This is a genomic window from Herbaspirillum sp. 1130 (assembly GCF_017833835.1).
GTDB lineage: Bacteria > Pseudomonadota > Gammaproteobacteria > Burkholderiales > Burkholderiaceae_D > Herbaspirillum > Herbaspirillum huttiense.
The window spans coordinates 560,809-584,247 of record NZ_JAFICQ010000003.1; the positions used below are offsets into that span (position 1 = coordinate 560,809).

Below are 23,439 nucleotides of genomic sequence, written 5' to 3' on the forward strand. Positions count from 1 at the left end.
TGAAGGATTTCACCGATTTTCCAGGATCGCTTCCATCATCCACGCCGTCTGCGCAGCGCTGTCGCCACAGGATGGGTGAGGCGCACCTCCGCTCAAGTGCCGTTGCAGGTTGGCCACGTGGTGTTGCTGGATATGTTCCGGATTGGGGATGGCCAGCTCGATGCGTTCGGTCGGCGTAGTCAGCACCAGCGGCCGTTCCTCGAAGATGGAAAATTCCAGCTTGCCCGCACTGCCCGTAATCTCCACCCGGTCCGCCCGTTCAAAGCTGCCGAAGTGCCAGCTGCCGCTGCCGGTGATGCCACTGTGATAGCGCCAGCTGGCCGCCACCGCATCCCGGGCGCTGTAGATCCCTTGCTGGTTGGCGCTGGCCCCGGCTACCTGCGCCACGTCGCCGAAGAAGTGCGAGAACAGGTTCAAGCCATGGCTGGCGAGATCATCGAAGTAGCCGCCCGGTGCGATGCGGGCATCGGTACGCCAGCGGTAGCGCCCCTGCAGGTCATCCGGATGCGGGGTGCGCGCCAGCTGCCAGTGCACGTGGCGCGGCGTGCCGATGCGGCCCTCCTGCAGCCATTGGCGCAACTGCTCGAAACGCGGCAGCGAGCGCCGGTAATAGGCCACGAACAGCGGTTGTTGCGCCGCCTCGAAGGCCTCGAGCATCTGCAGGCATTCGGCATGGCTGGGGGCCATCGGCTTCTCGACGCAGCAGGGTTTGCCTGCGGCAGCGACCTTCAAGGCATAGTGCAGGTGCGTATCGGGCGGGGTGGCGACGTAGACGGCATCGATGCCGGGATCGCCGATGAGCGCATCGGCATCGTCGAACCAGCGCGGCACCCCGTGGCGCTGCGCGTAGTCGGCGGCCCGGGCGGCGTCGCGGCGCATGACGGCGGCCAGTTCGAAACCGGGCGTGCTGCGATAGGCCGGGCCGCTTTTCTTTTCGGTGACGGCACCGCAGCCGATGATGCCCCAGCGCAGTACGCTCATGCCTGTGACTCCGCATGGGCGCAGCAGTCCGGCTGCGCGCCGAGGGCATCGAGAATGGGGCAGTCGGGGCGATGGTCGCCATGGCAGTCCTGCACCAGGCGTTCCAGCGTGCCCTTCATGGTCTGCAGTTCGCGGATGCGCTGCTCCAGTTCGCCGATATGGGTCTGGGCCAGCTGCTTGACCTTGCGGCTGGAGCGCGACTGGTCCAGCCACAGCCCGATCAGGTCGCTCACCTGGGGCATGGAAAACCCCAGTTGCCGCGCCTGGCGGATGAAGCGCAGCAGGTGCACGTCGCGCTCGGCATAGACGCGGTAGCCGGCATCGGTGCGGCCGGCCTTGGGGATCAGGCCCGTTTCTTCATAATGGCGAATCATCTTGGCCGAGACACCCGAGGCAGTAGCGGCTTCTCCGATATTCATGTTCACTTCTCCATTTTTGCGGGGCCATGCGGACGCCAGCGGCGCAGCAGCAGGGCATTGCTGACCACGCTCACGCTGGAAAACGCCATCGCCGCCCCGGCCAGCATTGGGTTGAGCAGGCCCAGCGCGGCCAGCGGAATCCCGACCAGGTTGTAGATGAACGCCCAGAACAGGTTCTGGCGAATCTTGCCGTAAGTGCGGCGCGAGATGTCGATGGCGTCTGCCGCCAGGCCGGGATCGCCATGCATCAGCGTGATGCCGGCAGCCTGCATGGCCACGTCGGTGCCCGTGGACATGGCGATGCCCACATCGGCGGCAGCCAGCGCAGGGGCATCGTTGACGCCATCGCCGACCATGGCCACGACATGCGCGCCGTTTTCGCGCAGGGCAGCGACGGCTTCGGCCTTGTCGCCGGGCAGCACTTCGGCGCGCACATCCTGGATGCCCAGTGTGGCGGCCACTTGTTGTGCGGCTCCCCGGTTGTCGCCACTGAGCATGGCGGTGCGGATACCCAAGGCATGCAGGGTGGCGATGGCTTGCTGCGCGCCGGGCTTGATCTCGTCGCCGAAGGCCAGCAGGCCCAGGATGCGCACATGGCCTGCCTCACGTTCGGCCAGCCACGACAGGGTACGGCCCTGTGCCTGCAACTGGTCGGCACGCGCTTGCAGGGCCGGGGCGCTGGCTTGCAATTGCTGCATCCAGCGGCTGCTGCCCAGGCAGAGTGCGCGGCCATCGACATGGCCTTCGATGCCCAGCCCGGCCACGCTGCGGACCTGGTCGGCTTGCGGGATCGAGATGTCGGTGTGTGCCGCAGCTGCCTCCAGCACGGCCCGCGCCAGCGGGTGTTCGCTGCGGGCTTGCAGGGCGGCGGCCAGGGCCAGCAAGGCATTGTCCTGTTCCTCTCCGGTGGCGTCAGCGGCGTGCAGTTCAGTCAGGCGCGGACGGCCCACGGTGAGCGTGCCGGTCTTGTCGAAAGCGATCACGTCGACCCGATGCGCGATCTCCAGCGCCTGCGCATCCTTGATGAGGATGCCGTGGCGTGCGGCCACCCCGGTGCCGGCCATGATGGCCGTGGGGGTGGCCAGGCCCAGTGCGCAAGGGCAGGCGATCACCATCACCGCCACCGCATTGAGCAGGGCCTGTTGCCAGTCGCCTGCCGCCAGGCCCCAGCCGAGGAAGGTGAGGGCCGACAGCAGCAGCACCGCAGGCACGAAGACCGCGCTGACCTTGTCCACCAGGCGCTGGATCGGCGCCTTGGCCGCCTGCGCCTGTTCCACCATGCGCACGATGCGCGCCAGCATGGTTTCGGCACCGATGGCGGTGGCTTCGAAGACCAGCACCCCTTCCGCATTGATGGCACCGGCGGCCAGATGGTCGCCGGCTTGCCTAGCTTGCGGGCGGCTCTCGCCGGTCAGCAGGGCTTCATCCAGATGGCTGCGGCCCTCCTTGACGATGCCATCGACCGGGACCCGCTCGCCGGGACGCAGCACCACCAGATCTCCCACGCGCACCTGGGCCAGCGGCACGTCGACGTCTTGTCCGTCGCGGCGCACGCGGGCACGGTCGGGACGCAGCGCATTGAGGGCGGCGATGGCGTCGGCCGTCTGGCGCTTGGCGCGGCCTTCCAGCCATTTGCCCAGCAGGACCAGGGTGATGACCACGGCCGAGCTTTCAAAGTAGAGATGCGGCATGGCCATGGCGTGATCGCCCATGTCCGGCATGCTCAGCCATTGCCAGACCGATAGCCCGTAAGCTGCACTGGTGCCCAGCGCCACCAGCAGATCCATGTTGCCCGAACGCGCGCGCAGCGCGCCCCATCCGGCGTGATAGAAACGCCAGCCCAGCCAGAACTGCACGGGCGTGGCCAGCAGCCATTGCCACAGCGGGGGCAGGCTCCAGCCGATGCCCAGCGGGGCCAGCAGCATGGGCAGCAAGAGCGGCAGCGACAGCGCGGCCGAGACGGCCACCGGCCACCAGCTGGGCAGCTGTTTCTTGGTGCTGGCCGGCGCGGCGGTTTCTTCAGGGATGTGCTGGTGCGCCTGATAGCCGGCCTTTTCAATGGCGGCAATCAGGGCAGCCGGGGCCACGGGTAGGGCCGTGGCGATGCTGGCGCGTTCGGTGGCAAGGTTGACGCTGACTTCGGTCACGCCAGGGATTTTCTTGAGCGCCTTTTCCACGCGCATCACGCAGGAGGCACAGCTCATGCCTTCGATCTCGAGGCTGATCTCGGCGGCAGCAGGGGAGGAAGAGGGCATGGCAACGACTCCGGAAGGATGGATCAAGGCCTGCATCATCATCCTTCCCATGATGGCAAGGTCAAGCCTGATTGTCGCATGGATGCACAAAGCTGCGCTTGACCTTGCCGTGGTGGGAAGGTTTAAGCTTCCATCATTGACTTCATTTCATGAAAGGAAACGCCATGAGCACCACCTTCACCGTCAACGACATGACCTGCAACCACTGTGCAGGCGTCATCACCAAGGCTGTCAAAGAGGTGGATGCCAATGCCAAGGTCGACATTGCAGTGGCCGACAAGCGCGTGGTCATCGACAGCAGCCTGCCGGCGCAGCAGTTTGCCGAGGCCATCGAGGAAGCGGGCTATACCCCGGTAGCAGCCTGAGCAGCTACTTGCTGAGCAATCGCATCGCTCCCTCCAGCCCATCCATGGTCAGCGGGAACATGCGGTTGTTCATGAGCTGGCGGATCAGTGCGATTGATTGCCGGTATTGCCACAGGCCTTCCGGCTCGGGATTGAGCCAGACGAAATGCGGGAAGGTACTGGTAAAGCGCTGCAGCCACTCGGCACCCGCCTCCGCATTGTTGTATTCCACCGAACCGCCCGGCTGCACGATTTCGTAAGGACTCATGGTGGCATCGCCCACGAAGATGAGCTTGGTGTCCGGCGTATATTTGCGCAGCACATCCCAGGTCGGGAAACGCTCGGCGTGGCGGCGGCGGTTGTTCTTCCACAGGTAGTCATACACGCAGTTGTGGAAGTAGAAGAACTCCATGTTCTTGAACTCGGTCCGTGCCGCCGAGAACAATTCTTCGGTGCGTGCGATGTGGTCATCCATCGAGCCGCCCACATCGAAGAGCATCAGCACCTTGATCTTGTTCTTGCGCTCGGGCTGCATGCGGATGTCGAGGTAGCCGGCGTTGCTGGCGGTGGCGCGGATGGTGTCGTCCAGCGCCAGTTCTTCGTCCAGTCCTTCACGCGCAAAGCGGCGCAGGCGGCGCAGCGCCACCTTGATGTTGCGGGTGCCCAGTTCGCGTTCGCCGTCGTAGTCCTTGTATTCGCGTTCTTCCCACACCTTCACCGCGCTGCGCTGGCCACCCTTGCCGCCGATGCGGATGCCCTCGGGGTTGAAGCCGCCGTGGCCGAAGGGAGAAACCCCGCCGGTACCGATCCACTTGCTGCCGCCTTCGTGGCGTTCCTTTTGTTCTTCCAGCAGTTGCTTGAGGCGATCCATCAGCTTGTCGTAACCGAACTTCTCGATGGCGGCCTTCTGCTCGGGCGTGAGGTCGCGCTGCAATTGCTTGACCAGCCATTCCAGCGGAATCTCCGGCCGCTTCTCGAAGATCGTTTCTATGCCCTTGAAATAGGCCCCGAAGGCGCGGTCGAACTTGTCGAAGTGCGCCTCGTCCTTCACCAGCGTGAGGCGCGAGAGAAAGTAGAACTCATCCAGCGAGGGCGAAATGACCTGCTTGTCCATCGCCTCCAGCAGGGTCAGGAATTCCTTGATCGAGGCCGGCACGCCGGCCTGTTTCACGGTGTAGAAGAAATCGATGAGCATGAATGCAATCCCGCAGCGGCCTCAGCGGCCCAGCTTGAACTGGAGATGGCGGCGCACCGTCGGCCATTCCGATTCGATGATGGAAAACACCACCGTGTCGCGATAGGAGCCATCGGGCATGCGCTGGTGATTGCGCAGGATGCCGTCCTGCTTGGCTCCCAGCCGCGCAATGGCCGCACGCGACTGCTGGTTCATCCAGTGGGTGCGGAACTCCACGGCGATACAGTGCATGTCTTCGAAGGCGTGCGTGAGCAACATCAGCTTGCACTCGGTATTGATGCCGGTGCGCTGGGCACTGGCGGCATACCAGGTGGAGCCGATCTCCACGCGCCGGTTGGCCACATCGGCATTCATGTAGGTGGTCATGCCGCACAGCGCACCGGTGTCATTGCGGCGGATCACGAAGGGCAGCATGCTGCCCTGCTGCTGCAGGTGCAGGCGGCGTTCGATCTCGGCGCGCATGTTTTCCGGCTTGGGGATGGCGGTGTACCAGAGCTTCCACAGCTTGCCGTCCGACACGGCGGCAATGAGCGCATCGTGGTGCTCGGGATGCAGCGGCTCGACGGTGGCGAACTGGCCCTTCAAGGTGATCGGCGAGAGAAATTGCATGGCGGCTCCCGGTGGTTGGCGGCAGGTTCAGCGGTTGTTGCGCGACATGAAGACCAGCCGCTCGAACAGGTGCACATCCTGCTCGTTCTTGAGCAGCGCGCCATGCAGGGGCGGGACCACGGCCTTGTTGTCCTGGCTGTGCAGGGCTTCGGGCGGGATGTCCTCGGCCATGAGCAGCTTGAGCCAGTCGATCAGTTCCGAGGTCGAGGGCTTCTTCTTTATGCCCGGTACCTCGCGCACCTGGTAGAAAGCGTCCAATGCCCGCGCCAGCAGGTCGCGCTTGATGTGCGGGAAGTGCACGTCAACGATCTGCTGCATGGTCTCCTTGTCGGGGAACTTGATGTAGTGGAAGAAGCAGCGGCGCAGGAAGGCGTCCGGCAATTCCTTCTCGTTGTTGGAGGTGATGACCACCAGCGGCCGGTGTCTGGCGCGCACCAGTTCGCGCGTCTCATAGACGTAGAACTCCATGCGGTCGATTTCGCGCAGCAGGTCGTTGGGGAATTCGATGTCGGCCTTGTCGATCTCGTCGATCAGCAGCACCACCGGCTCCTCGGCCGTGAAGGCCTGCCACAGCACACCCTTGACGATGTAGTTGTGGATGTCCTTGACGCGCTCGTCGCCCAGCTGCGAATCGCGCAGGCGCGAGACCGCATCGTATTCGTAGAGGCCCTGCTGGGCCTTGGTGGTGGACTTGATATGCCACTGCAGCAGCGGGCGGCCCAGGGCGGCGGCCACTTCCTCGGCCAGCATGGTCTTGCCGGTGCCGGGCTCGCCCTTGATCAGCAGCGGACGCTGCAAGGTGAGCGCGGCATTGACCGCCAGCTTGAGGTCGTCGGTGGCAACGTAGTTGTCGCTGCCGGTGAATTTGCCTGGATGGGATGAAGCGGCGGAATGATCTGGCATGGATGCTGTCCTTGTCAGGTTGCTGTGGTTGGATTGCCGGGAAGATGCGGCATTGCAGCAGCCGCGCCGGACATTTCATCGAGTATAAGGGAAAAGCCGGCCAAATCCGGCGCACCTGCGCCGGCTTGAATTCTGCTCAATCGTTCCTATATCAAGGGCTACGCATGCAACAAACTGACAGCGCCCCAGGCGCTCACTGCCCATGAAATTTCTTTTCTTCAAGATGCTGGTGGTGTGGAGACGAATGCATCACGGCATGCAGGCGCGTTACATGGACCGGCATGATGTCGGCCGGCAGCTGGAAGTCCTGATGCGCCGCATCGACCCGGCTGCCAGCTGGCACGAGCGGGCCAACTGGATGATCGACGTGGCTGAATGGCTGCGCCATCGCCCGGCGGTGTCGCTGCTGGACCGCCAGGCCTGGCACCAGGTGCGTCGCCAGCGGCTGGCCATCATGCTGGACTGGCTGGACCAGCACCGCGACGTGCGGCGCGCGGTCCAGAACGCGCTGCAGAAGACCCTGCGCGAAGCCACCGGCCCCGAACTTTTCTCCACCACTGGCCTGCCGCACGAACCTGGCTTCTTCGGCGAACTGAGCGAACGCCTGGCCCGGCTGATCCTGCCGCGCCACCTTTCGCCCACTGACCTCTCTTCGCTGTTCACGGCCATGTTCCCCGATCCGGACGACGCAGCCTGGCTGCTGGAGCTGGACAATGAACTGCTGCAGCGGCTGTGGAAGCTGATGGCCGATGATGGCATCTCCCACATGTACTGGCAGCAGATCGAGGAAGCCATCACCTATCTGACCACTACGGTGGTGGCCGATGGCATCAGCCCGGCCTTCCGCCAGCGGCTGGAACCCAAGATGCCCATGCGCGCCACGCCCTTCCTGGCGCTGCGGCGCGAGATGGAAGCCTGGCTGCGCGCCCAGCCGGGCGACCTCGGCGCCTTGCGCAGCGTGCGCATGCTGGTCGCGGTGTGCCATGCGCAGACCGACCGCATCTATGCGCACCTGGATGAATACGGCGTCTCGGTGAGCCTGGTGTATCGCGTCGAACGCATGCGCGCGCACTTGCAGCGCATCGGGCGGCTCATCGATGTGCGTTCCGGCGTGCCTGGTCCGGTCATCAGCCCGGCCGTGCCCGGCATGGTGGCGCGGCCGGCGGCGCTGGCCGGAGCCGGACGCATGCAGCTGCTGCTGTGCGACCTGATCTCCGCCCACCATCACCGCGATTCGGTACGCGGCCTGATGCGGCGCAGTTTTGCCCTGCTGGCGCGCAAGATGGTCGAGCGCAATGCCGATCACCGGGAGCAGGCCATCGCCCGCGACGGTGCCGGTTATCGCCGGGTGATGCGGGCCGGTCTGGTGGGCGGTGCGGTCATCGCCGCCACGGCGCTGGTCAAGCAGAGCCTGTCGACGCTGGGCGTGGTGCACTTCGTCGATGGCGCGCTGGCTTCATTGAATTACGCCGCCAGTTTCCTGCTCATTGCCGCGCTGGGCGGCGTGCTGGCCACGCGCCAGCCGGCCGTGACCGCACCGGCCCTGGCCTCGCGCATGGGGGACCTGGATGCGGAGGGCATGCGTGACCTGATCGCCGAATCCGGCCAGCTGCTGCGTTCGCAGTCGGCGGGTATCTTTGGCAATCTGCTGGCGGTGATTCCGGTCACCGCCGCGCTGTGTGCCCTGGGCTGGTTCGCGCTGGGCAGCCAGCCGATGCCGGCCAGCGAGGCGCGCCAGGCCATCGCCGCGCTCTCGCTGGTAGGCCCCACACCCCTGTATGCCGCGCTGACCGGCGTATTGTTGTGGCTGGCCAGTCTCGCGGCCGGGTTTGCCGACAACTGGTTCGCTCTGCGCCGGGTGCGGGAAGTGGTGTCCAACCATCGCCGCCTGGTGCACGGTCTCGGCGCCATGCGCGCCCAGCGCTGCGCCGCCTGGCTGGAGCGCAACGTGGCCACCATTGCCGGTAGCCTCTCGCTGGCCGTGCTGCTGGGGCTGGCACCGGTGGTGGTGGCCTTCTTCAGCCTGCCGCTGGATATCCGCCATGTGACCTTGGCTGCTGGTACGCTCACCGCCGCAGTCTTCAGCCTCGGCTGGGAAATCCTGATGACGCCCGCCTTCTGGCTGGCTGCCGGCGGTGTGGCTGCGACGGCCCTGTTGTCGGTGGCGGTGGCCTTCGCCTGCGCACTGGCGCTGGCGCTGCGCTCGCGCGACTTGCCGCGCCGCGCCCGCAATATCGCCATGCGGGCGGTGTTGCGCCGTTTCGTCGTCCGGCCCTTGTTCTTCATTCTTCCGCAAAAAACGGATGCGGCAGTGCAGGATGACGCCGGAGAAGACGAGGACGACGACGATGACGGCCAGGGCGGCGCGCGCCAGGACAACCGGCAACCGCGCCTGGCTTCACTTGAGCCTGGGCAAGATATGCACGTCCAGGCTACGCGGCATGTCGCCTAGCGTTGGCATCAGCCAGATGCCATAGCGGTAATATTGCAGTGCATATAATGCGTCGATCGCCCGCCCGGCCTTGCCTGGCGGGCGATTGCGTCTGTCGGGGAGGGTTTGTGCGCAGGGATGACGCTGCCGGTTTTATTGGTTAGAATCGAAAGCGTTTTTTGCGCAAGGCAGGGGGAGTGGAGAGACAAGCTTGAGCCGAAACACCGGTTGAGCCATAGCAGAAGAGCCAAACCTGCAATACCAGGGCAATCGAACAAGCACGATAAAGTTTGCCGCTGGCAGCAAAAGATGCGTTTCGTCGGGTGTCCGCCGCGCCGAGGTTGAGGCGGGGCGGATGGGAAGTCCAATCACTTACCCTGCTCACATGAAAAAACACCTCGTGTTTCTTGCCTTGGCTGGCGTGCTCGGCAGCGCGTCCGCGGCCGACATCGTCGGCAATGCCAAGGCCGCTGAAAACAAAGTCTCCATGTGCATTGGTTGCCATGGCATCCCCGGCTACAAAGCCAGCTATCCCGAGGTCTACCAGGTGCCGATGCTGGGCGGGCAGTCCGCCAAGTACATCGAGAACGCGCTGCGCGCCTACCAGAAGGGGGAGCGCAAGCATCCTTCGATGATGGGCGTGGCCGCCAGCCTGTCGGACCAGGACATCGCCGACCTGGCCGCCTACTATTCGCAGCAGAAGTAAGGGGAACCACGAGATGAAGAAGAACCTGATTGCCCTGTCGCTGCTGGGTGCTACAGCCCTGCTGTCGCAAGCTGCCAGCGCTGCTGATGTAGCCAATGGCCGTGCGCTGGTGGAGAAGTACAACTGCGCCTCCTGCCACGGCAAGGACTACAACTCGCCCATCGATCCGGGCTATCCGAAGCTGGCCGGCCAGCATGCGGACTACCTCAAGCATGCCCTGACGGCCTACCGCCGGGGCGACACCGCCATGAATGGCCGCAACAACGCCATCATGTCCGGCCAGGCCAAGCCGCTCACGGATCGCGACATCAACGATATCGCGGCTTATCTGCACAGCCTGCCGGGGAGCCTTGTGGTGCGCAAGTAAGCTGCGTCTGTTGGTTGCGTATGAAAGAAAGCCACGCCGCAAGAGAGTTGCGGTGTGGCTTTTTGTTGTGCGCGTGAAGGCTTATCCCTGCGCCCGCCGCTTGATATTCTCGATATAAGCCGCCCCATCCGGCGGCAAGCCATTGCGCTGGGCGTTCCAGATCATCTCGCCCAGGGCTTCCATGATTTCATGATGGGCATCGTGTTCCGAGCCGCGGCGCTGGGCCAGCAGCTGGAAGGCGCCACGGATGCCGGGGGGCTGGTCGATGGAGATCTGTTCCGTGATCGACAGGTGCATCGACAGGTGCAGGAAGGGATTGCTCTGGCCGCGTTCGATCGAATAGTCGGCCGCGAGTGCTTCGTCCACGTCGCGCAGGGCATCGTGGTATTCCGGATGCTGCAGGATCCAGTCGCGGGCGATGGCTTCCAGGGGCGTCAGGACCTGGTTGCCCTGGTGCTTGCGGTAGGCTTCGCAGAAAAAGCGGCGGACATCGTGCTGGGACGGCGTGAACATGGCGGTGCATCAATCGGGGATAAAGCGCTATTCTACGCTGGTCTGCCGCCCGCTTCAGGAGGCCGGCCAAGGCCTGCGGCACGACAGGTCCAGATGAAGTAATATTCTTTCCCTACGACAAGCATCTGAATAATCCATCCAATGCAGTACCCGGCCGCATCGCCTTGGCGCGATGGGGGGAAACGCAAGGCCGGGCAGCGAGAAGGAAGCATGCATGCTTTTTGGCGGAAGCCTGATCCGGCCTGTGCGCCGTCCACGGACATGGACGCGGCCCTTGCTCTGTATCGCGCTGGCCCTGCTGGGCTGCTGCGCGCAGGCCGCGCTGGCGGCTCCTTCGGCGTCGGCCAAGGCGAGCATGGCCAGCGACGAGCAGCCGGCCGACGAATCCATCCTGGCCATCGGCTTTGCCGGCCCCTTGAGCGGCCCCTCCATGGGGGTGGGCCGCAGCATGCGCAACGGCGTGCAACTGGCGCTGGATGAGGCCAACCGGCGCGGTGTGGTCATCGCCGGCAAGCATTACCGGCTCAAGCTGGTATCCCAGGATGACAGGGCGGACCCCGGTACGGCGGAGTATGTAGCGCGCTACCTGGTCGGCCAGCGCGTCATCGGTGTGGTTGGCCACTGGACCAGCGGCACCAGTCTGGCAGCGGCCCCGGTCTACCATGCCGCCGGCGTGATCCAGGTGACTCCCTCGGCGATGAGCCGCAAGCTCACGGCCCTGTCCTATCCGCGCATCTTCCGCACCATTCCCAACAATGAGAGCATCGGACGCTGGTCCGCGCGTTACGCGGTCGACAAGCTGGGGCTGCGCTCCGTGGTGACCATTGACGATCGCACGCCCTTCGGCGAGGGCCTGGCCGAGCAGTTCGCCCGCGAGGTGCAGGCGCAGGGCGGCAAGGTGCTGGCGCGCTACAACGTCAGCGACAAGACCTCCGATTTCAACGCCCCGCTGATGCAGGCGCGCAGCCTCAAGCCGGACCTGATCTTCTTCGGTGGACTGGACTGGCAGGCCGGCGTGCTGGCCAAGTCCATCCGCCGGTTGAAGCTGGAAGCGCGCCTGATGGCCTCGGCCGGGACCTTGGGTTTGCCCTTCCTGATGCGTGCCGGACCCGATGCCAATGGCGCGCTGGTCCTTGAACCCGGCCCGCCACAGGACAAGATGCCCGGCTGGCGGCAGTTCCGCCAGCGCTACAGCGAAGCTTTCGATTCCGACATCGACCTCTATGCGGTTTTCGCTTATGAAGCGGCGCAGTCCATCCTGCTGGGCCTGCGCCAGGCCGGCAGCACCGATCCAGATGCGGTGGCCCGTGCCATGCACCGCTTGCGCTTCGAGGGCGTGAGCGGACCGGTGGCCTTCAACGAGGAAGGCGACCTGCTCAACCCGACTTTTACCCTGTATGAAGTTCAGGACCAGCGCTGGGTGCCGGTCACCCGTCTGCACGGGCTTCCACGCTAGAGCGCTCTCAGACGCCCTTGGCCGGAAGTGGCGTTTTCTGCTTGAATTCGCAGAGATCGGCGATCAGGCAGTTCCAGCATTGCGGCTTGCGCGCGATGCAGGTGTAGCGCCCATGCAGGATCAGCCAGTGATGCGCATCCTGGCGGAATTCCGGGGCGACGAACTTGATGAGCTTGCGCTCGACTTCGTCCACATCCTTGCCCGGCGCGATGCCGGTGCGGTTGGAGACGCGGAAGATGTGCGTATCCACCGCGATGGTGGGATGGCCGAAGGCCGTGTTGAGGACCACGTTGGCGGTCTTGCGGCCGACTCCCGGCAAGGCTTCCAGCGCTTCGCGCGACTCCGGTACCTCGCCGCCGTGTTCCTCGATCAGGATGCGGCAGGTCTCGATGACGTTCTTGGCCTTGGTGCGATACAGTCCGATGGTCTGGATATAGGGCATGAGCTGGTCCACGCCCATGCGGTAGATGGCCTCGGGCGTGTTGGCCACCGGATAGAGCTTGCGCGTGGCCTTGTTCACCGACACATCGGTCGCCTGGGCTGACAGCAGCACGGCGATCAGCAGCTCGAATGGCGTGGTGTATTCCAGTTCGGTAGTGGGCGTGGGGTTGGCCTGGCGCAGGCGCTCGAAGATCTCGCGGCGTTTGGTCGGATTCATGGTTGTGGGCTGTCGGGCTGGGGGCTGGCTTGTTCGGCTTGCAGTTTCTTCAGGCGCGCGCGTTCCATGGCGGCCTGGATGATGGCTTTCTTGCGGGCCAGTTCGGCTTGTTCCTCGGGCGTGCCGGCCGCCGCTGCTTCCACTTCCTTGAGCTTGGCCGCGGCCTTGGCGGCCAGACGGGCATCGTTCTCTTCCTTCTCGCGCTGCAGGCGCAGGGTGCGCCAGTCATGTCGCGCGCGGGCGGCATCGGCTTGCTCCTGGCTCCAGGCTTGCCAGCCGGTGCGCCCCGGCGTGGCTTCGACCATGCTGATGCAATCGACCGGGCAGGGGGCCACGCACAGGTCGCAGCCGGTGCAGAGCGATTCGATCACCGTATGCATCTGCTTGGCCGCACCGGCAATCGCATCGACCGGGCAGGCCTGGATGCAGAGCGTGCAGCCGATGCAGATGGCTTCATCGATCAGCGCCAGGCGGCGTGGCTGTTCGCTGCCGTTGGCGGGATTGAGCGGGATCACCGGTTTGCCCAGCAGTTGTGCCAGCCGCGCCACGCCTTCCTGGCCACCGGGCGGGCACTGGTTATAGGAAGCAAGTCCCTCGGCCATGGCCTCGGCATAGGGACGGCAGGCCGGGTAGCCACATTTGGTGCATTGGGTTTGCGGCAGCAGGTCTTCGAGGCGGTCGGCCAGGGTGGCAGAGGCGGTGATGGCGGATGGCGGCACGGCGGTCAGGCAATTCAACGGGACAAGGGCGCTATTATCCGGCCAAACCGCCGTCAAGTCATGCCGCAGCCACAAAGCAAAACGGCACCACCGTGGAGACGGGGTGCCGTTGTTGCCGCAACGCGCTGCCTTACGCGTTGGCGCGGATGAATTCGCCGATCTTCGGACAGACGATTTCGCGCCAGCGGCGGCCCGAGAAGATGCCGTAGTGGCCTGCCTTGGGCACCGTGAAATGCTGCTTGCGTGTCTTCGGGATGCTGCTGCACAGTTCCTGCGCCGCCTGGGTCTGGCCGGAACCGGAGATGTCATCGAGCTCGCCTTCGATGGTGAACAGGGCGACCGACTTGATGTCCTGCGGGCGCACCAGCTTGCCTTCGATTTCCCAGGTGCCACGGGCCAGGTTGAAGTCCTGGAACACCACCTTGATGGTCTCCAGGTAGAACTCGGCCGGCATGTCCAGCACGGCGTTGTACTCGTCGTAGAACTTGCGGTGCTCTTCGGCGGAGGCATCGTCGCCATCGCGCAGGTGCATGTAGAAATCCCAGTGGCTCTGGGCGTGGCGACGCGGGTTCATGGCCACGAAGCCGGCATGCTGCAGGAAGCCGGGATAGACCTTGCGGCCGAAGCCGGGGTAATTGGCCGGCACGCTGTAGATCACCGTGTTTTCGAACCAGGAGAAGGGCTTTTCGGTGGCCAGGTCGTTGACGGCGGTGGGCGACTTGCGGGCATCGATGGGGCCGCCCATCATGGTCATGCTCTTGGGCAGCTTGGGATCGTTGGCGCTGGCCATGAGCGAAATGGCCGCCAGCACCGGCACGGTGGGCTGGCAGACGGAAATGACGTGCACGTCCGGGCCCAGGGTGCGGATGAAGTCCTGCACGTAATAAACATAATCGTGCAGGTGGAATTCACCGGCTTCGACCGGCACCATGCGGGCGTCGGTCCAGTCGGTGATGAAGACGTCATGTTCCTGCAGCAGGGCGCGCACGGTCTCGCGCAGCAGGGTGGAGTGGTGGCCGGACAGGGGCGCCACCACCAGCACGGTAGGCTGCTTCAAGGCGGCGCTCTGGCGGGCCGACAGGTCCTTCTTGAAATGGATCAGGCGACAGAAGGGCTTCTCTTCGACCACTTCCTCGGTGATGCCGACCGGCTTGCCGTCCACGGGCACTTCACCGATGTTGAAGAGGGGCTTCTCGTATTCCTTGGAAAGGCGATAAAGCAACTCGTAGCCGGCGGCGATACGTTGCGAGAAAGGGGTGTGGGCGAGCGGGGAAACCGGGTCCGAGAACAGTTTGGCCGAGGTTTCGGCCCATTGCATCATGGGGTTCAGGAACGCGCGATTGAGTTCATGCAGTTGATAAAGCATAGCTGACCTTTATACAAGCACCGGCTGGCTTTCCCGTCCGGATGGATAACCCGGACCAGGTGCGCAGCAAGCATGTGCCACAAACGTTTGGCGACGATCATCGGCTGACAGACTTCATATTATGTCTACTCTGTCAACTTTTTCCTTGTTGCGACGCGGTAGCATAGCACGCTTTGCCTTACGCCCCGCTTGCTGGTCAGACCAGTGGTGCGGGCCCCACAGGTTTCTGCAAAAACCTTCATAAACAAAAAGCCCCCGTACCGGACGGGGGCTCTGCAGGCCGCTTGCAGCGGCACGGGTGGTCAGGCGACGGAAAATCAGTCGAAGACCGGGCTTTCCACGCCCAGGATCTTGTGCAGCTTGGGCGAGGTGGTGGTGTACTGCATGTGGATCTTCTTTTCCGGGAAGATGTAGGGCGCAGCGCCGAAGGCGGCCAGCGCGGCTTCGTGGAAGCCCGACAGGATCAGCTTCTTCTTGCCCGGATAGGTGTTGATGTCGCCCACGGCGAAGATGCCCGGGACGTTGGTCTCGAACTTCTCGGTGTCCATCACCTTCAGTTGCTTGCGCTCGATTTCCAGGCCCCACTCGGCGATCGGGCCCAGCTTGGGCGACAGGCCGAAGAATACCAGCAGCATGTCCAGCGGCAGGCGGCGGGTGACGCCGTCGGCACCCGTGACCTTGACTTCGGACAGCTTGCCATCCTTGATCTCGGTGCCGGTGACCTGGCCGATGACCAGCTGCATCTCGTACTGTTCGCACAGTTCCTTCATCTTGGCCACGGACGCGGGCGCGGCGCGGAATTCTTCACGGCGGTGCAGCAGGATCACCGATTCAGCCTTGCCCACGAAGTTCAGGGCCCAGTCCAGGGCGGAGTCGCCGCCGCCGCAGATGACGATGTTCTTGCCTTCGAACAGCGCCGGGTCCTTGACGCGGTAGAACACCTGCGAACCTTCGAACTGCTCGATGCCTTCGACCTTCAGGGTGCGCGGCTGGAACGAGCCCACGCCGGCCGCGATGAAGATGGTCTTGGTGATGAACTTGGTGCCGGTGGAGGTTTCGACGTCGAAACGGCCATCTTCGCGCTTGTTCACCAGGGTCACTTCCTGGCCCAGGTGGAAGGTGGGCGAGAAGGGCTCGATCTGCTTCAACAGGTTGTCGGTCAGTTCCTGGCCGGTGCACACGGGCACGGCCGGGATGTCATAGATGGGCTTGTCCGGATACAGCTCCACGCACTGGCCGCCGACCACCGGCAGCGAATCGATCACGTGTGCCTTGATTTCCAGCAGGCCGAGTTCGAACACCTGGAACAGGCCGACCGGGCCGGCGCCGATGATGACGGCGTCGGCATCGATGACACCGTTGACTGCCGCAGTCTGGACATTGTTTTCCATGATTTTCTTGATATTCCTGTTTCAGTAGATCAGATCAGTAGAGCGGCTTTTCCCTCTTGCGCTGGGCGCTGGCTGGCGGCGGGGCCGCTGGCGGGGGAGAGGCCAGGTAAATGCGATGCGAAATGCTTGCCGAGAGCGCCACAGGACGGTAAGGCAGCGGGCAGTTCAGCCCGGCCATGAGGCTCTCAGGGGTATTGCTGGCGGCCAAATGCAAACGGCTGCGCATCTGGCGTGGCGATGAAACTGCCGGGCTGGATGCGCAACCGCCATGGCTGGCCGGGACAGGCCCGGCCAGCTTGATTCTTCGCAGGAATCAGCGCTGCAGGTATTGCAGCTTGTCGGTCTTGTCCTTCCATTCCTCGGCTTCCGGCAGCGGTGCCTTGGTCTTGGTGATGGAGGGCCAGCTGCGGGACAGATCGGCGTTCAGGGCGATGTATTGCTGCTGGTCGGCCGGCACGTCTTCTTCCGCGTAGATCGCATTGACCGGGCACTCGGCCACGCAGACGGCGCAGTCGATGCACTCGTCCGGGTCAATCGCGAGGAAATTGGGGCCTTCGCGGAAACAATCCACCGGGCAAACATCCACGCAATCCGTATAGCGGCAACGGACGCAGGAATCGGTGACAACGTGGGTCATAACTGTCCTATCTGTAAAATTTCTTCAAACCGATGGCTAACTGCGCCGCAATTGATGGCAATATGGCACGGTTAAAATCATGTTGCGGCTGGTCAACCTGTGGTTGAGGTGCTTGGGCCGGCATCCGGCGTCTTGTGGACGCTGTCGTGAAGGACTCTGGAAGCCTCTCATGATGCTGCTGCGCAACCCGCCGCAAAGCCTTGTATTTTAAGGTAATTCGATTTTTCCCACAAATGAGGCTTATACAGATTACGTATAAGTAAATAAACAAGCTCGCGATAAGCCCAGCCGCCGCCAGGGTCTTGTGGCCTGCGGTTCCAGCCCATGGAGCCAGGTCCGCCGGCATGGCGCCGCTTGTCGCACATCACCAGAAGGAAGTCCCGGCGTGAACGCTGCAGGCCCCCAGTCCTCCCCCCGATTCCGTCTTTCGCTGCTGCCGGCCTTGCTCGGTGCGCTGGCAGTGGCCATGTCCCTTGCGCTGCCCGTGGGCGCTGTCGCCGCCGAGCCCATCCGCATCGGCGAGATCAACAGCCAGGGGCGAGCCTCCACCGCCGGCCAGGCCTATCGCAATGGTTTGTCGCTGGCGCTGGAGCAGATCAACGAGTCCGGCGGCATCCATGGCCGCCCCTTGCAGCTCATCAGTCGCGACGACCAGGGCGATGCCGACCAGGCCGCCCGCAATGCCCGCGAACTGGTCAGCAAGGAGCATGTGGAGGTGCTGACCGGCACCATGCTCTCCGATGTGGCCCTGGCCGTGGCGCGCGAAGCCGCGCGCAGCAAGACCGTGCTGGTGGTGGGCGATGCCCTGTCCGATGCGGTCACGCTGGACAAGGGCAATCGCTACACCTTCCGCGTGCGTCCCTCGACCTACATGCTGGCCGCGATGCTGGCCGAGCAGGCCGCACGCATGCCGGGGCGGCGCTGGGCCATGGTGGCGCCCAACTATGAATATGGCCAGAGCGCCGTAGCCAGTTTCAAGATGCTGTTGAAGCAGGCGCGTCCGGATGTGGAGTTCGTCAGCGACCAGTGGCCGGCCATGGGCAAGATCAAGGCCGACGATGTGGCGCGGGCGATCCGCCAGTCGCGTCCGGACGCCATCTTCAATGCCACCTTCGGCGAGGACCTGCAGAAGTTCGTGCAGGCCGGCAATCGCCAGCAGTTGTTTGCCGGCGTGCGGGTGGTGTCGATGAGCTCGGCCGGTGCGCAGAGCCTCGATCCCAGCCAGAGTGAAGCCATTCGCGACTGGGTGGCCGTAGGTTACCCGTGGGACCAGATCAATACGCCCGAGCATCAGCGCTTCCTGGAAGCCTATCTGAAGAAGTTCAGCGAACGTCCGCAACTGTCGGCGGTGCTGGGTTACAGCACCATGATGGCCATTGCCGGCGGCCTGAAAAAGAGCGAAGGCGGGGATGGCGAAGTGCTGCTGGAATCCCTGCGTGGCCTGCACTGGTCCTCGCCGCTGGGTGAGTTGAGCTTCCGCGCGCTGGACCAGCAATCCACGATGGGTGCTTTCATCGGCCTGGTCTCCCAGAAGGACGGGCGCAGCACCATGCGCGAATGGCGCTACCTCGATGGTACGGCCTACCTGCCGCCGCCGACCTATGTGCGTGGACGCCGTCCGGCTTCAGCGGGCAAGTGATCCGGTCTTTCGCCGCCCTCGGCCCTGTCAAAGCCCCCTCATGGCAGGGGGCTTTGCTTTGTGCGATCTCGGTTAAGATAGCGGTCGCGACGCTTCAGGGCGTGGCCAACGCATGACGCGGCGCGCTCCGGGGCAGCCCTCATGCACGTGGACCATCAACATGGCAGCATGCGGCATGTCCGCATCCGGACTTCATGATCATCACATCCTTACTCGACACCGACCTGTACAAATTCACGATGATGCAGGTGGTCCTGCATCACTTCCCCGGCGCGCAGGTCGAATACAAGTTCAAATGCCGCAACGAGCACATCGACCTGACGCCCTATGTCGACGAGATCCGTGCCGAGATTGCCGCACTGTGCCGCCTGCGTTTCAAGGAAGATGAACTGAATTACCTGCGCGGCCTGCGTTTCATCAAGAGCGACTTCGTCGACTTCCTCGACCTGTTCCACCTGAACGAAAAATACATCACGGTCCAGCCTGATCCGGCCGGCAATGGCGAGATCGAGATCCAGGTGAAGGGGCCGTGGCTGCACACCATCATGTTCGAAGTGCCGGTGCTGGCCATCGTCAATGAAGTGTATTTCCGCGCGACCCAGCGCTCGCCCGATCTGGAAGAGGGCAGGGCGCGCCTGCGCAAGAAGATGTCGGTCATCACCGATGATGCCGAACTGGCCGGCTGCAAGATCGCCGATTACGGCACCCGCCGCCGCTTCTCGCGCAGCTGGCATGCCGAGGTCATCGACGAGATGAAGCAGCACATGGGGGACCACTTTGCCGGTACCTCCAACGTGATGTACGCCATGCAGCATGACCTGACCCCGCTGGGCACCATGGCGCATGAATACCTGCAGGCCTGCCAGGCACTGGGTCCGCGCCTGCGTGATTCGCAGACGTTCGCCTTCGAGATGTGGGCGCGCGAGTATCGCGGCGACCTGGGCATCACGCTCTCGGACGTTTATGGCATGGATGCCTTCCTGCGCGACTACGACATGTATTTCTGCAAGCTCTTCGACGGCGCGCGCCATGATTCGGGCGATCCGTTTGAATGGGGCGAGCGCCTGATCCAGCATTACCGTGACAACCGTGTCGATCCGTCCAGCAAGGTGCTGGTGTTCTCCGACAGCCTGGACTTCGACAAGGTGCGTGCGCTCTACCTGCGCTTCAAGGATCGCGCCAAGGTGGCCTTCGGCGTGGGTACCAATCTCACCAATGACCTGGGCTACACGCCCCTGCAGGTGGTCATGAAGATGGTCCGCTGCAATGGCCAGCCGGTGGCCAAGCTGTCCGATACGCCTTCCAAGAACATGTGCGATGACCCGGCCTATGTGAATTATCTGCGCCAGGTGTTCCAGATCAAGGCCTGACCGGAGACGGAGTGATGCGGCATCGGGGAGGCGGGGCTTGAAGAAGCCGATGTTGTTCCGTCGGGTACGGACGCTGCGGTTGAGCCGCAAGATCAGCCATCGGGGCTTCCCGCGCCTGTTCATGCTGCTGCTCATCACGCTCGCCGCCAGTCTCGGATTGCTCGCCTCGGCATGGATGCTGCGGCATGGCTGGCACAACATGGGACTGCGCTATGGGCTGGCCTGCCTGGTGGCGTATCCGGGTTTCCTGTTGATGCTGTCGGTCTGGCTGTGGCTGCTGCGGCGGCGCGACCGGCGCAGGGCGCTGGCCGGGACCGGGGTGGCGGCCAGCGCGGGCGCGCAGTTCGCGTCAGGCGTGCAGCCGGAGCAGGACGGGCGCAACCGCCGCAATGACGGCTCCGGAATCGACGCCGGTTTCGTCGGCGATATACCCCTCAATATTTCTCTGTCCAAGTCTGCGCAACAGTGGCAGGGCGGTGGTGGCAGCTTCGACGGCGGCGGGGCCAGCGCCAATGTGGATTTCAGTCTTGCTGACGGGGGCGATGCGGCGGGCCTGGCGGACGGCATCGACCTGGGCGAAGCACTGGGCTTGTTGATCTTCGCAGTGTCGGTGGTCTCGCTCATCGCTGCCGCGCTGTATTCCGTCGTCACCATGCTGGGCATGGCCCCCGTGCTGTTTTCCGAACTGATCTTCGACGCATTGCTGGCGGCCGGGCTGTATCGGCGCTTCGGCTACCGTACCGATCGCCACTGGCTGGAGACGGCCGTGCAGCGCACCTGGCGACCCTTCCTCGCGGTCCTGCTGCTGGTGAGCGCGAGCGGACTGTTGCTGTCCTTGATATGGCCCGATGCAGTCACGCTTGGTGAGGTGTGGCGCCAGCTGCGCAGTTGACGCAGGGGCATGCATACTTGAAATTTTTTCGCATGCCCGGCTTTCGCTTCGGACGCGCTCGCGTGGCTGGTATAGTGTGGCTCCCTCTGGCCGCAGATTCTCGCGTGACGGCCACCACCTCTATTTGCCATCAGGACCTTCATTTGCAGATCAGAGCTCTCACAATTCGTCTCTCCGCAATCCTGGCATCGATGCTGCCCGCCGTTTCCCAAGCCGCCGATCTGGACGGTGCCGGGCTGTCCCTGGCCTGGGCCTTGCCGTTCGCGGGCGTTCTGCTGTCCATTGCCGTACTGCCGCTGCTGGCCCCGGCCATGTGGCATCACCATTTCGGCAAGATCGCCGGGGCCTGGGCGCTGGCCTTCCTGCTGCCGTTTGCGGCCCTGCATGGTGCGCATGCGGCCCTGGCCATCAGCGTGCATGCGCTGGTGGCGGAATATCTTCCCTTCATCATCCTGCTGACCGCGCTCTTCACCGTGGCCGGTGGGATCTGCGTACGCGGCAACCTGCATGGCACGCCCGCACTCAATACCGGACTGCTGGCACTGGGCACCTTGCTGGCCAGCGTCATGGGCACGACCGGTGCGGCCATGCTGTTGATCCGCCCGCTCATCCGCGCCAACGATGACCGCAAGCACACGGTCCACGTCGTGGTGTTCTTCATCTTCCTCGTTGCCAATGCGGGCGGCTCACTGACGCCGCTGGGCGATCCGCCGTTGTTCCTGGGCTTCCTCAAGGGCGTGGATTTCTTCTGGACCGCGCGCCATCTGCTGGGTCCGATGGCCTTCCTGTGCGGTGCGTTGCTGCTGATCTTCTATCTGCTGGATCGCCATTTCTATCTCAACCACGAAGAGCGCCGCCCGCTCGATCCCACGCCGGACTCGGCGCTGCGGCTGGAAGGCAAGTTCAATTTCCTGCTGCTGGGCGCAGTGGTCGGTCTGGTACTGATGAGCGGCTTGTGGAAACCTGGTGTGGCGACCGAGGTGCTGGGCACGCCGCTGGAGTGGCAGAACCTGCTGCGCGATGGCGCGCTGCTGGGCGTGATCCTGCTGTCGCTGTGGCTCACGCCCACATCTGCCCGCGCTGGCAATGACTTCGGCTGGGGGCCCATGCTGGAAGTGGGCAAGCTTTTTGCCGCCATCTTCCTGACCATCGCCCCGGTGATCGCCATGCTGCGGGCGGGCGAGCAGGGCGCGTTTGCCGCCGTGGTGCGCGCCGTGACCGGTCCGGACGGCAAACCGGACGACGTGATGTATTTCTGGATGACGGGCGTGCTGTCTTCCTTCCTCGACAATGCGCCGACCTACCTGGTGTTCTTCAACACCGCCTCCGGCGATGCGCGGGAACTGATGGGGCCGCTGGCCTCGACGCTGGCGGCCATCTCCGCCGGCGCCGTCTTCATGGGGGCCAACAGCTATATAGGCAATGCGCCCAACATGATGGTCAAGGCCATCGCCGAGGAGCGCGGCATCCGCATGCCGAGCTTCTTCGGCTACATGGCATGGTCGGTGGGCATCCTGGTGCCGCTGTTCATCGTCATGAGCTTCCTGTTCTTCTGAGTGCTAACCCCGCTTTCTTCCGATAACGAAACCGAGACCACGAGACCCGCATGAAACCCAAGATCTTCGTCGCCCGCGCCGTCTTCCCTGAAGTCCTGGCGCGCCTGGAGCAGCATTTCGAGGTCGAATCCAACCAGGATGACCGCATCTACAGCGCCGATGAGCTGCTGGCCAAGGCCAATGGCAAGGATGGCCTCTTCACCACCCCGAGCGAGCCGGTGACGGCCGCGCTCTTCGCCGCCAATCCGCAACTGAAGGCGGTCTGCAACATGGCCGTGGGCTACAACAACATCGATGTTGCTGCCGCTACAAAAGCCGGCGTCATGGCCACCAACACGCCCGACGTGCTCAATGAAACCACCGCCGACTTCGGCTGGGCCCTGATGATGGCGGCTGCGCGCCGCATCACAGAATCCGAGCACTTCCTGCGCGCCGGCAAGTGGAAGAAGTGGAGCTATGACAGCTTCGTCGGCCCCGACATCCATGGAGCCACCCTGGGCATCATCGGCATGGGCCGCATCGGCCAGGCCATCGCCCGCCGTTCGCTGGGCTTCGACATGCAGGTGCTGTACCACAACCGTTCGCGCCTGGCACCCGAGCTGGAAGCGCGCGCCAACAACGCCCGCTACGTCAGCAAGGAAGAGCTGCTGCAACAGGCCGACCACGTCGTGCTGGTGCTGCCTTACTCGAAGGACACGCACCACACCATCGCCGCCCCCGAGCTGGCGCTGATGAAGCCGACCGCCACGCTCACCAACATCGCGCGCGGCGGCATCGTCGATGATGCAGCGCTGATCGCCGCCCTGCGTGAAGGCCGTATTGCTGCCGCCGGGGTGGATGTGTTCGAGAATGAACCTTCGTTCAAGCCGGAATTCCTCGACCTGAGCAACGTCGTGCTGACCCCGCACATCGCCAGCGCCTCCACCCCCACGCGCCTGGCCATGGCCAACCGTGCGGCTGACAACCTGATCGCGGCGCTGTCGGGCCAGCGTCCACCCAACCTGCTCAATCCGGACGTGGCGGCACGCTGAT

22 protein-coding genes are annotated in these 23,439 nt (G+C 64.0%); 10 read left to right on the forward strand and 12 right to left on the reverse strand.

Annotation, left to right across the window (positions count from 1 at the left end):
* Nucleotides 1-9: 9 nt before the first annotated feature.
* The 3 genes from JOD78_RS16100 to JOD78_RS16110 are packed head-to-tail and all read right to left on the reverse strand — an operon-like array spanning nucleotide 10 to nucleotide 3,655.
* The gene (locus JOD78_RS16100) at nucleotides 10-981 is read right to left on the reverse strand and encodes a Gfo/Idh/MocA family oxidoreductase (RefSeq protein WP_209568478.1); all 972 of its coding nucleotides are present in this window, start codon (nucleotides 979-981) and stop codon (nucleotides 10-12) included.
* The gene (gene cueR, locus JOD78_RS16105) at nucleotides 978-1,400 is read right to left on the reverse strand and encodes a Cu(I)-responsive transcriptional regulator (protein WP_121038801.1); all 423 of its coding nucleotides are present in this window, start codon (nucleotides 1,398-1,400) and stop codon (nucleotides 978-980) included. The genes JOD78_RS16100 and cueR overlap by 4 nt, the downstream gene beginning before the upstream one ends.
* 2 nt (nucleotides 1,401-1,402) lie before the next feature.
* Nucleotides 1,403-3,655, reverse strand: coding sequence for a heavy metal translocating P-type ATPase (locus tag JOD78_RS16110; protein ID WP_209568476.1), 2,253 nt, complete (start codon nucleotides 3,653-3,655; stop codon nucleotides 1,403-1,405).
* A 164-nt stretch (nucleotides 3,656-3,819) separates the two neighbouring features.
* On the opposite strand from JOD78_RS16110, the gene JOD78_RS16115 reads away from it, so the two are divergent.
* Nucleotides 3,820-4,020, forward strand: coding sequence for a heavy-metal-associated domain-containing protein (locus tag JOD78_RS16115; protein WP_034335405.1), 201 nt, complete (start codon nucleotides 3,820-3,822; stop codon nucleotides 4,018-4,020).
* 4 nt (nucleotides 4,021-4,024) lie between these two features.
* On the opposite strand, the gene JOD78_RS16120 is transcribed toward JOD78_RS16115, so the two are convergent.
* Genes JOD78_RS16120 through JOD78_RS16130 form a run of 3 tightly spaced genes read right to left on the reverse strand, consistent with a single transcriptional unit; the run spans nucleotide 4,025 to nucleotide 6,706 of the window.
* Nucleotides 4,025-5,194, reverse strand: a complete 1,170-nt coding sequence (locus JOD78_RS16120; protein WP_204725224.1) for a VWA domain-containing protein — start codon at nucleotides 5,192-5,194, stop codon at nucleotides 4,025-4,027.
* 21 nt (nucleotides 5,195-5,215) lie between these two features.
* The gene (locus tag JOD78_RS16125) at nucleotides 5,216-5,803 is read right to left on the reverse strand and encodes a GNAT family protein (RefSeq protein ID WP_034335411.1); all 588 of its coding nucleotides are present in this window, start codon (nucleotides 5,801-5,803) and stop codon (nucleotides 5,216-5,218) included.
* A 27-nt stretch (nucleotides 5,804-5,830) separates the two neighbouring features.
* Nucleotides 5,831-6,706 (reverse strand): MoxR family ATPase, encoded by an 876-nt coding sequence (locus JOD78_RS16130; protein WP_034335413.1) that lies wholly within the window; start codon nucleotides 6,704-6,706, stop codon nucleotides 5,831-5,833.
* A 202-nt stretch (nucleotides 6,707-6,908) separates the two neighbouring features.
* On the opposite strand from JOD78_RS16130, the gene JOD78_RS16135 reads away from it, so the two are divergent.
* The 3 genes from JOD78_RS16135 to JOD78_RS16145 all read left to right on the forward strand — a co-directional run bounded on the left by JOD78_RS16135 (nucleotide 6,909) and on the right by JOD78_RS16145 (nucleotide 10,210).
* Entirely contained in the window at nucleotides 6,909-9,158 is a 2,250-nt protein-coding gene (locus JOD78_RS16135; RefSeq protein ID WP_209568474.1) for a site-specific recombinase, read from the forward strand.
* Nucleotides 9,159-9,522: 364 nt separating this feature from the next.
* Nucleotides 9,523-9,843 (forward strand): cytochrome c, encoded by a 321-nt coding sequence (locus JOD78_RS16140; protein ID WP_039787601.1) that lies wholly within the window; start codon nucleotides 9,523-9,525, stop codon nucleotides 9,841-9,843.
* A gap of 13 nt (nucleotides 9,844-9,856) precedes the next feature.
* A complete protein-coding gene (locus tag JOD78_RS16145) occupies nucleotides 9,857-10,210 on the forward strand; it encodes a cytochrome c (RefSeq protein ID WP_039787599.1) in 354 nt (117 codons plus the stop codon).
* A gap of 81 nt (nucleotides 10,211-10,291) precedes the next feature.
* On the opposite strand, the gene JOD78_RS16150 is transcribed toward JOD78_RS16145, so the two are convergent.
* Complete coding sequence (locus tag JOD78_RS16150; protein WP_088754068.1) at nucleotides 10,292-10,723, reverse strand: DUF1841 family protein; 432 nt, start codon at nucleotides 10,721-10,723, stop codon at nucleotides 10,292-10,294.
* Between the two features lie 214 nt (nucleotides 10,724-10,937).
* On the opposite strand from JOD78_RS16150, the gene JOD78_RS16155 reads away from it, so the two are divergent.
* Nucleotides 10,938-12,179 (forward strand): branched-chain amino acid ABC transporter substrate-binding protein, encoded by a 1,242-nt coding sequence (locus JOD78_RS16155; RefSeq protein ID WP_209568473.1) that lies wholly within the window; start codon nucleotides 10,938-10,940, stop codon nucleotides 12,177-12,179.
* A gap of 7 nt (nucleotides 12,180-12,186) precedes the next feature.
* Here the strand turns inward: JOD78_RS16155 and nth are convergent, their stop codons facing one another.
* The 5 genes from nth to fdxA all read right to left on the reverse strand — a co-directional run bounded on the left by nth (nucleotide 12,187) and on the right by fdxA (nucleotide 16,950).
* A complete protein-coding gene (gene nth / locus JOD78_RS16160; RefSeq protein WP_039787592.1) occupies nucleotides 12,187-12,837 on the reverse strand; it encodes an endonuclease III in 651 nt (216 codons plus the stop codon).
* Nucleotides 12,834-13,556 carry an electron transport complex subunit RsxB gene (gene rsxB, locus JOD78_RS16165; RefSeq protein WP_134134939.1) on the reverse strand — a complete coding sequence of 241 codons (723 nt, stop codon included), beginning with the start codon at nucleotides 13,554-13,556 and terminating at the stop codon, nucleotides 12,834-12,836. The genes nth and rsxB overlap by 4 nt, the downstream gene beginning before the upstream one ends.
* A gap of 130 nt (nucleotides 13,557-13,686) precedes the next feature.
* Entirely contained in the window at nucleotides 13,687-14,922 is a 1,236-nt protein-coding gene (gene phaZ / locus JOD78_RS16170) for a polyhydroxyalkanoate depolymerase (RefSeq protein WP_134134941.1), read from the reverse strand.
* Between the two features lie 317 nt (nucleotides 14,923-15,239).
* Entirely contained in the window at nucleotides 15,240-16,313 is a 1,074-nt protein-coding gene (locus JOD78_RS16175; protein WP_039787591.1) for an NAD(P)/FAD-dependent oxidoreductase, read from the reverse strand.
* A gap of 313 nt (nucleotides 16,314-16,626) precedes the next feature.
* Entirely contained in the window at nucleotides 16,627-16,950 is a 324-nt protein-coding gene (gene fdxA, locus JOD78_RS16180; protein ID WP_039787587.1) for a ferredoxin FdxA, read from the reverse strand.
* A gap of 385 nt (nucleotides 16,951-17,335) precedes the next feature.
* On the opposite strand from fdxA, the gene JOD78_RS16185 reads away from it, so the two are divergent.
* The 5 genes from JOD78_RS16185 to JOD78_RS16205 all read left to right on the forward strand — a co-directional run bounded on the left by JOD78_RS16185 (nucleotide 17,336) and on the right by JOD78_RS16205 (nucleotide 23,438).
* Complete coding sequence (locus JOD78_RS16185) at nucleotides 17,336-18,589, forward strand: ABC transporter substrate-binding protein (protein WP_204725227.1); 1,254 nt, start codon at nucleotides 17,336-17,338, stop codon at nucleotides 18,587-18,589.
* Nucleotides 18,590-18,783: 194 nt separating this feature from the next.
* Nucleotides 18,784-19,959, forward strand: a complete 1,176-nt coding sequence (gene pncB / locus JOD78_RS16190) for a nicotinate phosphoribosyltransferase (protein ID WP_034340811.1) — start codon at nucleotides 18,784-18,786, stop codon at nucleotides 19,957-19,959.
* Nucleotides 19,960-20,038: 79 nt separating this feature from the next.
* Nucleotides 20,039-20,851, forward strand: coding sequence for a hypothetical protein (locus JOD78_RS16195; RefSeq protein WP_245202157.1), 813 nt, complete (start codon nucleotides 20,039-20,041; stop codon nucleotides 20,849-20,851).
* Between the two features lie 191 nt (nucleotides 20,852-21,042).
* Complete coding sequence (locus JOD78_RS16200) at nucleotides 21,043-22,407, forward strand: sodium:proton antiporter (protein ID WP_209568469.1); 1,365 nt, start codon at nucleotides 21,043-21,045, stop codon at nucleotides 22,405-22,407.
* A 50-nt stretch (nucleotides 22,408-22,457) separates the two neighbouring features.
* Entirely contained in the window at nucleotides 22,458-23,438 is a 981-nt protein-coding gene (locus tag JOD78_RS16205; protein ID WP_209568467.1) for a D-glycerate dehydrogenase, read from the forward strand.
* Nucleotide 23,439: the final 1 nt, after the last annotated feature.

Bases quoted from the DNA above. Each gene is read 5' to 3' on its own strand.
- JOD78_RS16100 (WP_209568478.1), bottom strand. From the start codon at position 981: ATGAGCGTACTGCGCTGGGGCATCATCGGCTGCGGTGCCGTCACCGAA.
- JOD78_RS16155 (WP_209568473.1), top strand. From the start codon at position 10,938: ATGCTTTTTGGCGGAAGCCTGATCCGGCCTGTGCGCCGTCCACGGACA.
- JOD78_RS16150 (WP_088754068.1), bottom strand. From the start codon at position 10,723: ATGTTCACGCCGTCCCAGCACGATGTCCGCCGCTTTTTCTGCGAAGCC.
- pncB (WP_034340811.1), top strand. From the start codon at position 18,784: ATGATCATCACATCCTTACTCGACACCGACCTGTACAAATTCACGATG.
- nth (WP_039787592.1), bottom strand. From the start codon at position 12,837: ATGAATCCGACCAAACGCCGCGAGATCTTCGAGCGCCTGCGCCAGGCC.
- JOD78_RS16125 (WP_034335411.1), bottom strand. From the start codon at position 5,803: ATGCAATTTCTCTCGCCGATCACCTTGAAGGGCCAGTTCGCCACCGTC.
- JOD78_RS16200 (WP_209568469.1), top strand. From the start codon at position 21,043: ATGCTGCCCGCCGTTTCCCAAGCCGCCGATCTGGACGGTGCCGGGCTG.
- JOD78_RS16175 (WP_039787591.1), bottom strand. From the start codon at position 16,313: ATGGAAAACAATGTCCAGACTGCGGCAGTCAACGGTGTCATCGATGCC.
- phaZ (WP_134134941.1), bottom strand. From the start codon at position 14,922: ATGCTTTATCAACTGCATGAACTCAATCGCGCGTTCCTGAACCCCATG.
- JOD78_RS16115 (WP_034335405.1), top strand. From the start codon at position 3,820: ATGAGCACCACCTTCACCGTCAACGACATGACCTGCAACCACTGTGCA.
- cueR (WP_121038801.1), bottom strand. From the start codon at position 1,400: ATGAATATCGGAGAAGCCGCTACTGCCTCGGGTGTCTCGGCCAAGATG.
- JOD78_RS16145 (WP_039787599.1), top strand. From the start codon at position 9,857: ATGAAGAAGAACCTGATTGCCCTGTCGCTGCTGGGTGCTACAGCCCTG.
- JOD78_RS16135 (WP_209568474.1), top strand. From the start codon at position 6,909: ATGAAATTTCTTTTCTTCAAGATGCTGGTGGTGTGGAGACGAATGCAT.
- JOD78_RS16110 (WP_209568476.1), bottom strand. From the start codon at position 3,655: ATGCCCTCTTCCTCCCCTGCTGCCGCCGAGATCAGCCTCGAGATCGAA.
- fdxA (WP_039787587.1), bottom strand. From the start codon at position 16,950: ATGACCCACGTTGTCACCGATTCCTGCGTCCGTTGCCGCTATACGGAT.
- JOD78_RS16130 (WP_034335413.1), bottom strand. From the start codon at position 6,706: ATGCCAGATCATTCCGCCGCTTCATCCCATCCAGGCAAATTCACCGGC.
- JOD78_RS16140 (WP_039787601.1), top strand. From the start codon at position 9,523: ATGAAAAAACACCTCGTGTTTCTTGCCTTGGCTGGCGTGCTCGGCAGC.
- JOD78_RS16205 (WP_209568467.1), top strand. From the start codon at position 22,458: ATGAAACCCAAGATCTTCGTCGCCCGCGCCGTCTTCCCTGAAGTCCTG.
- JOD78_RS16120 (WP_204725224.1), bottom strand. From the start codon at position 5,194: ATGCTCATCGATTTCTTCTACACCGTGAAACAGGCCGGCGTGCCGGCC.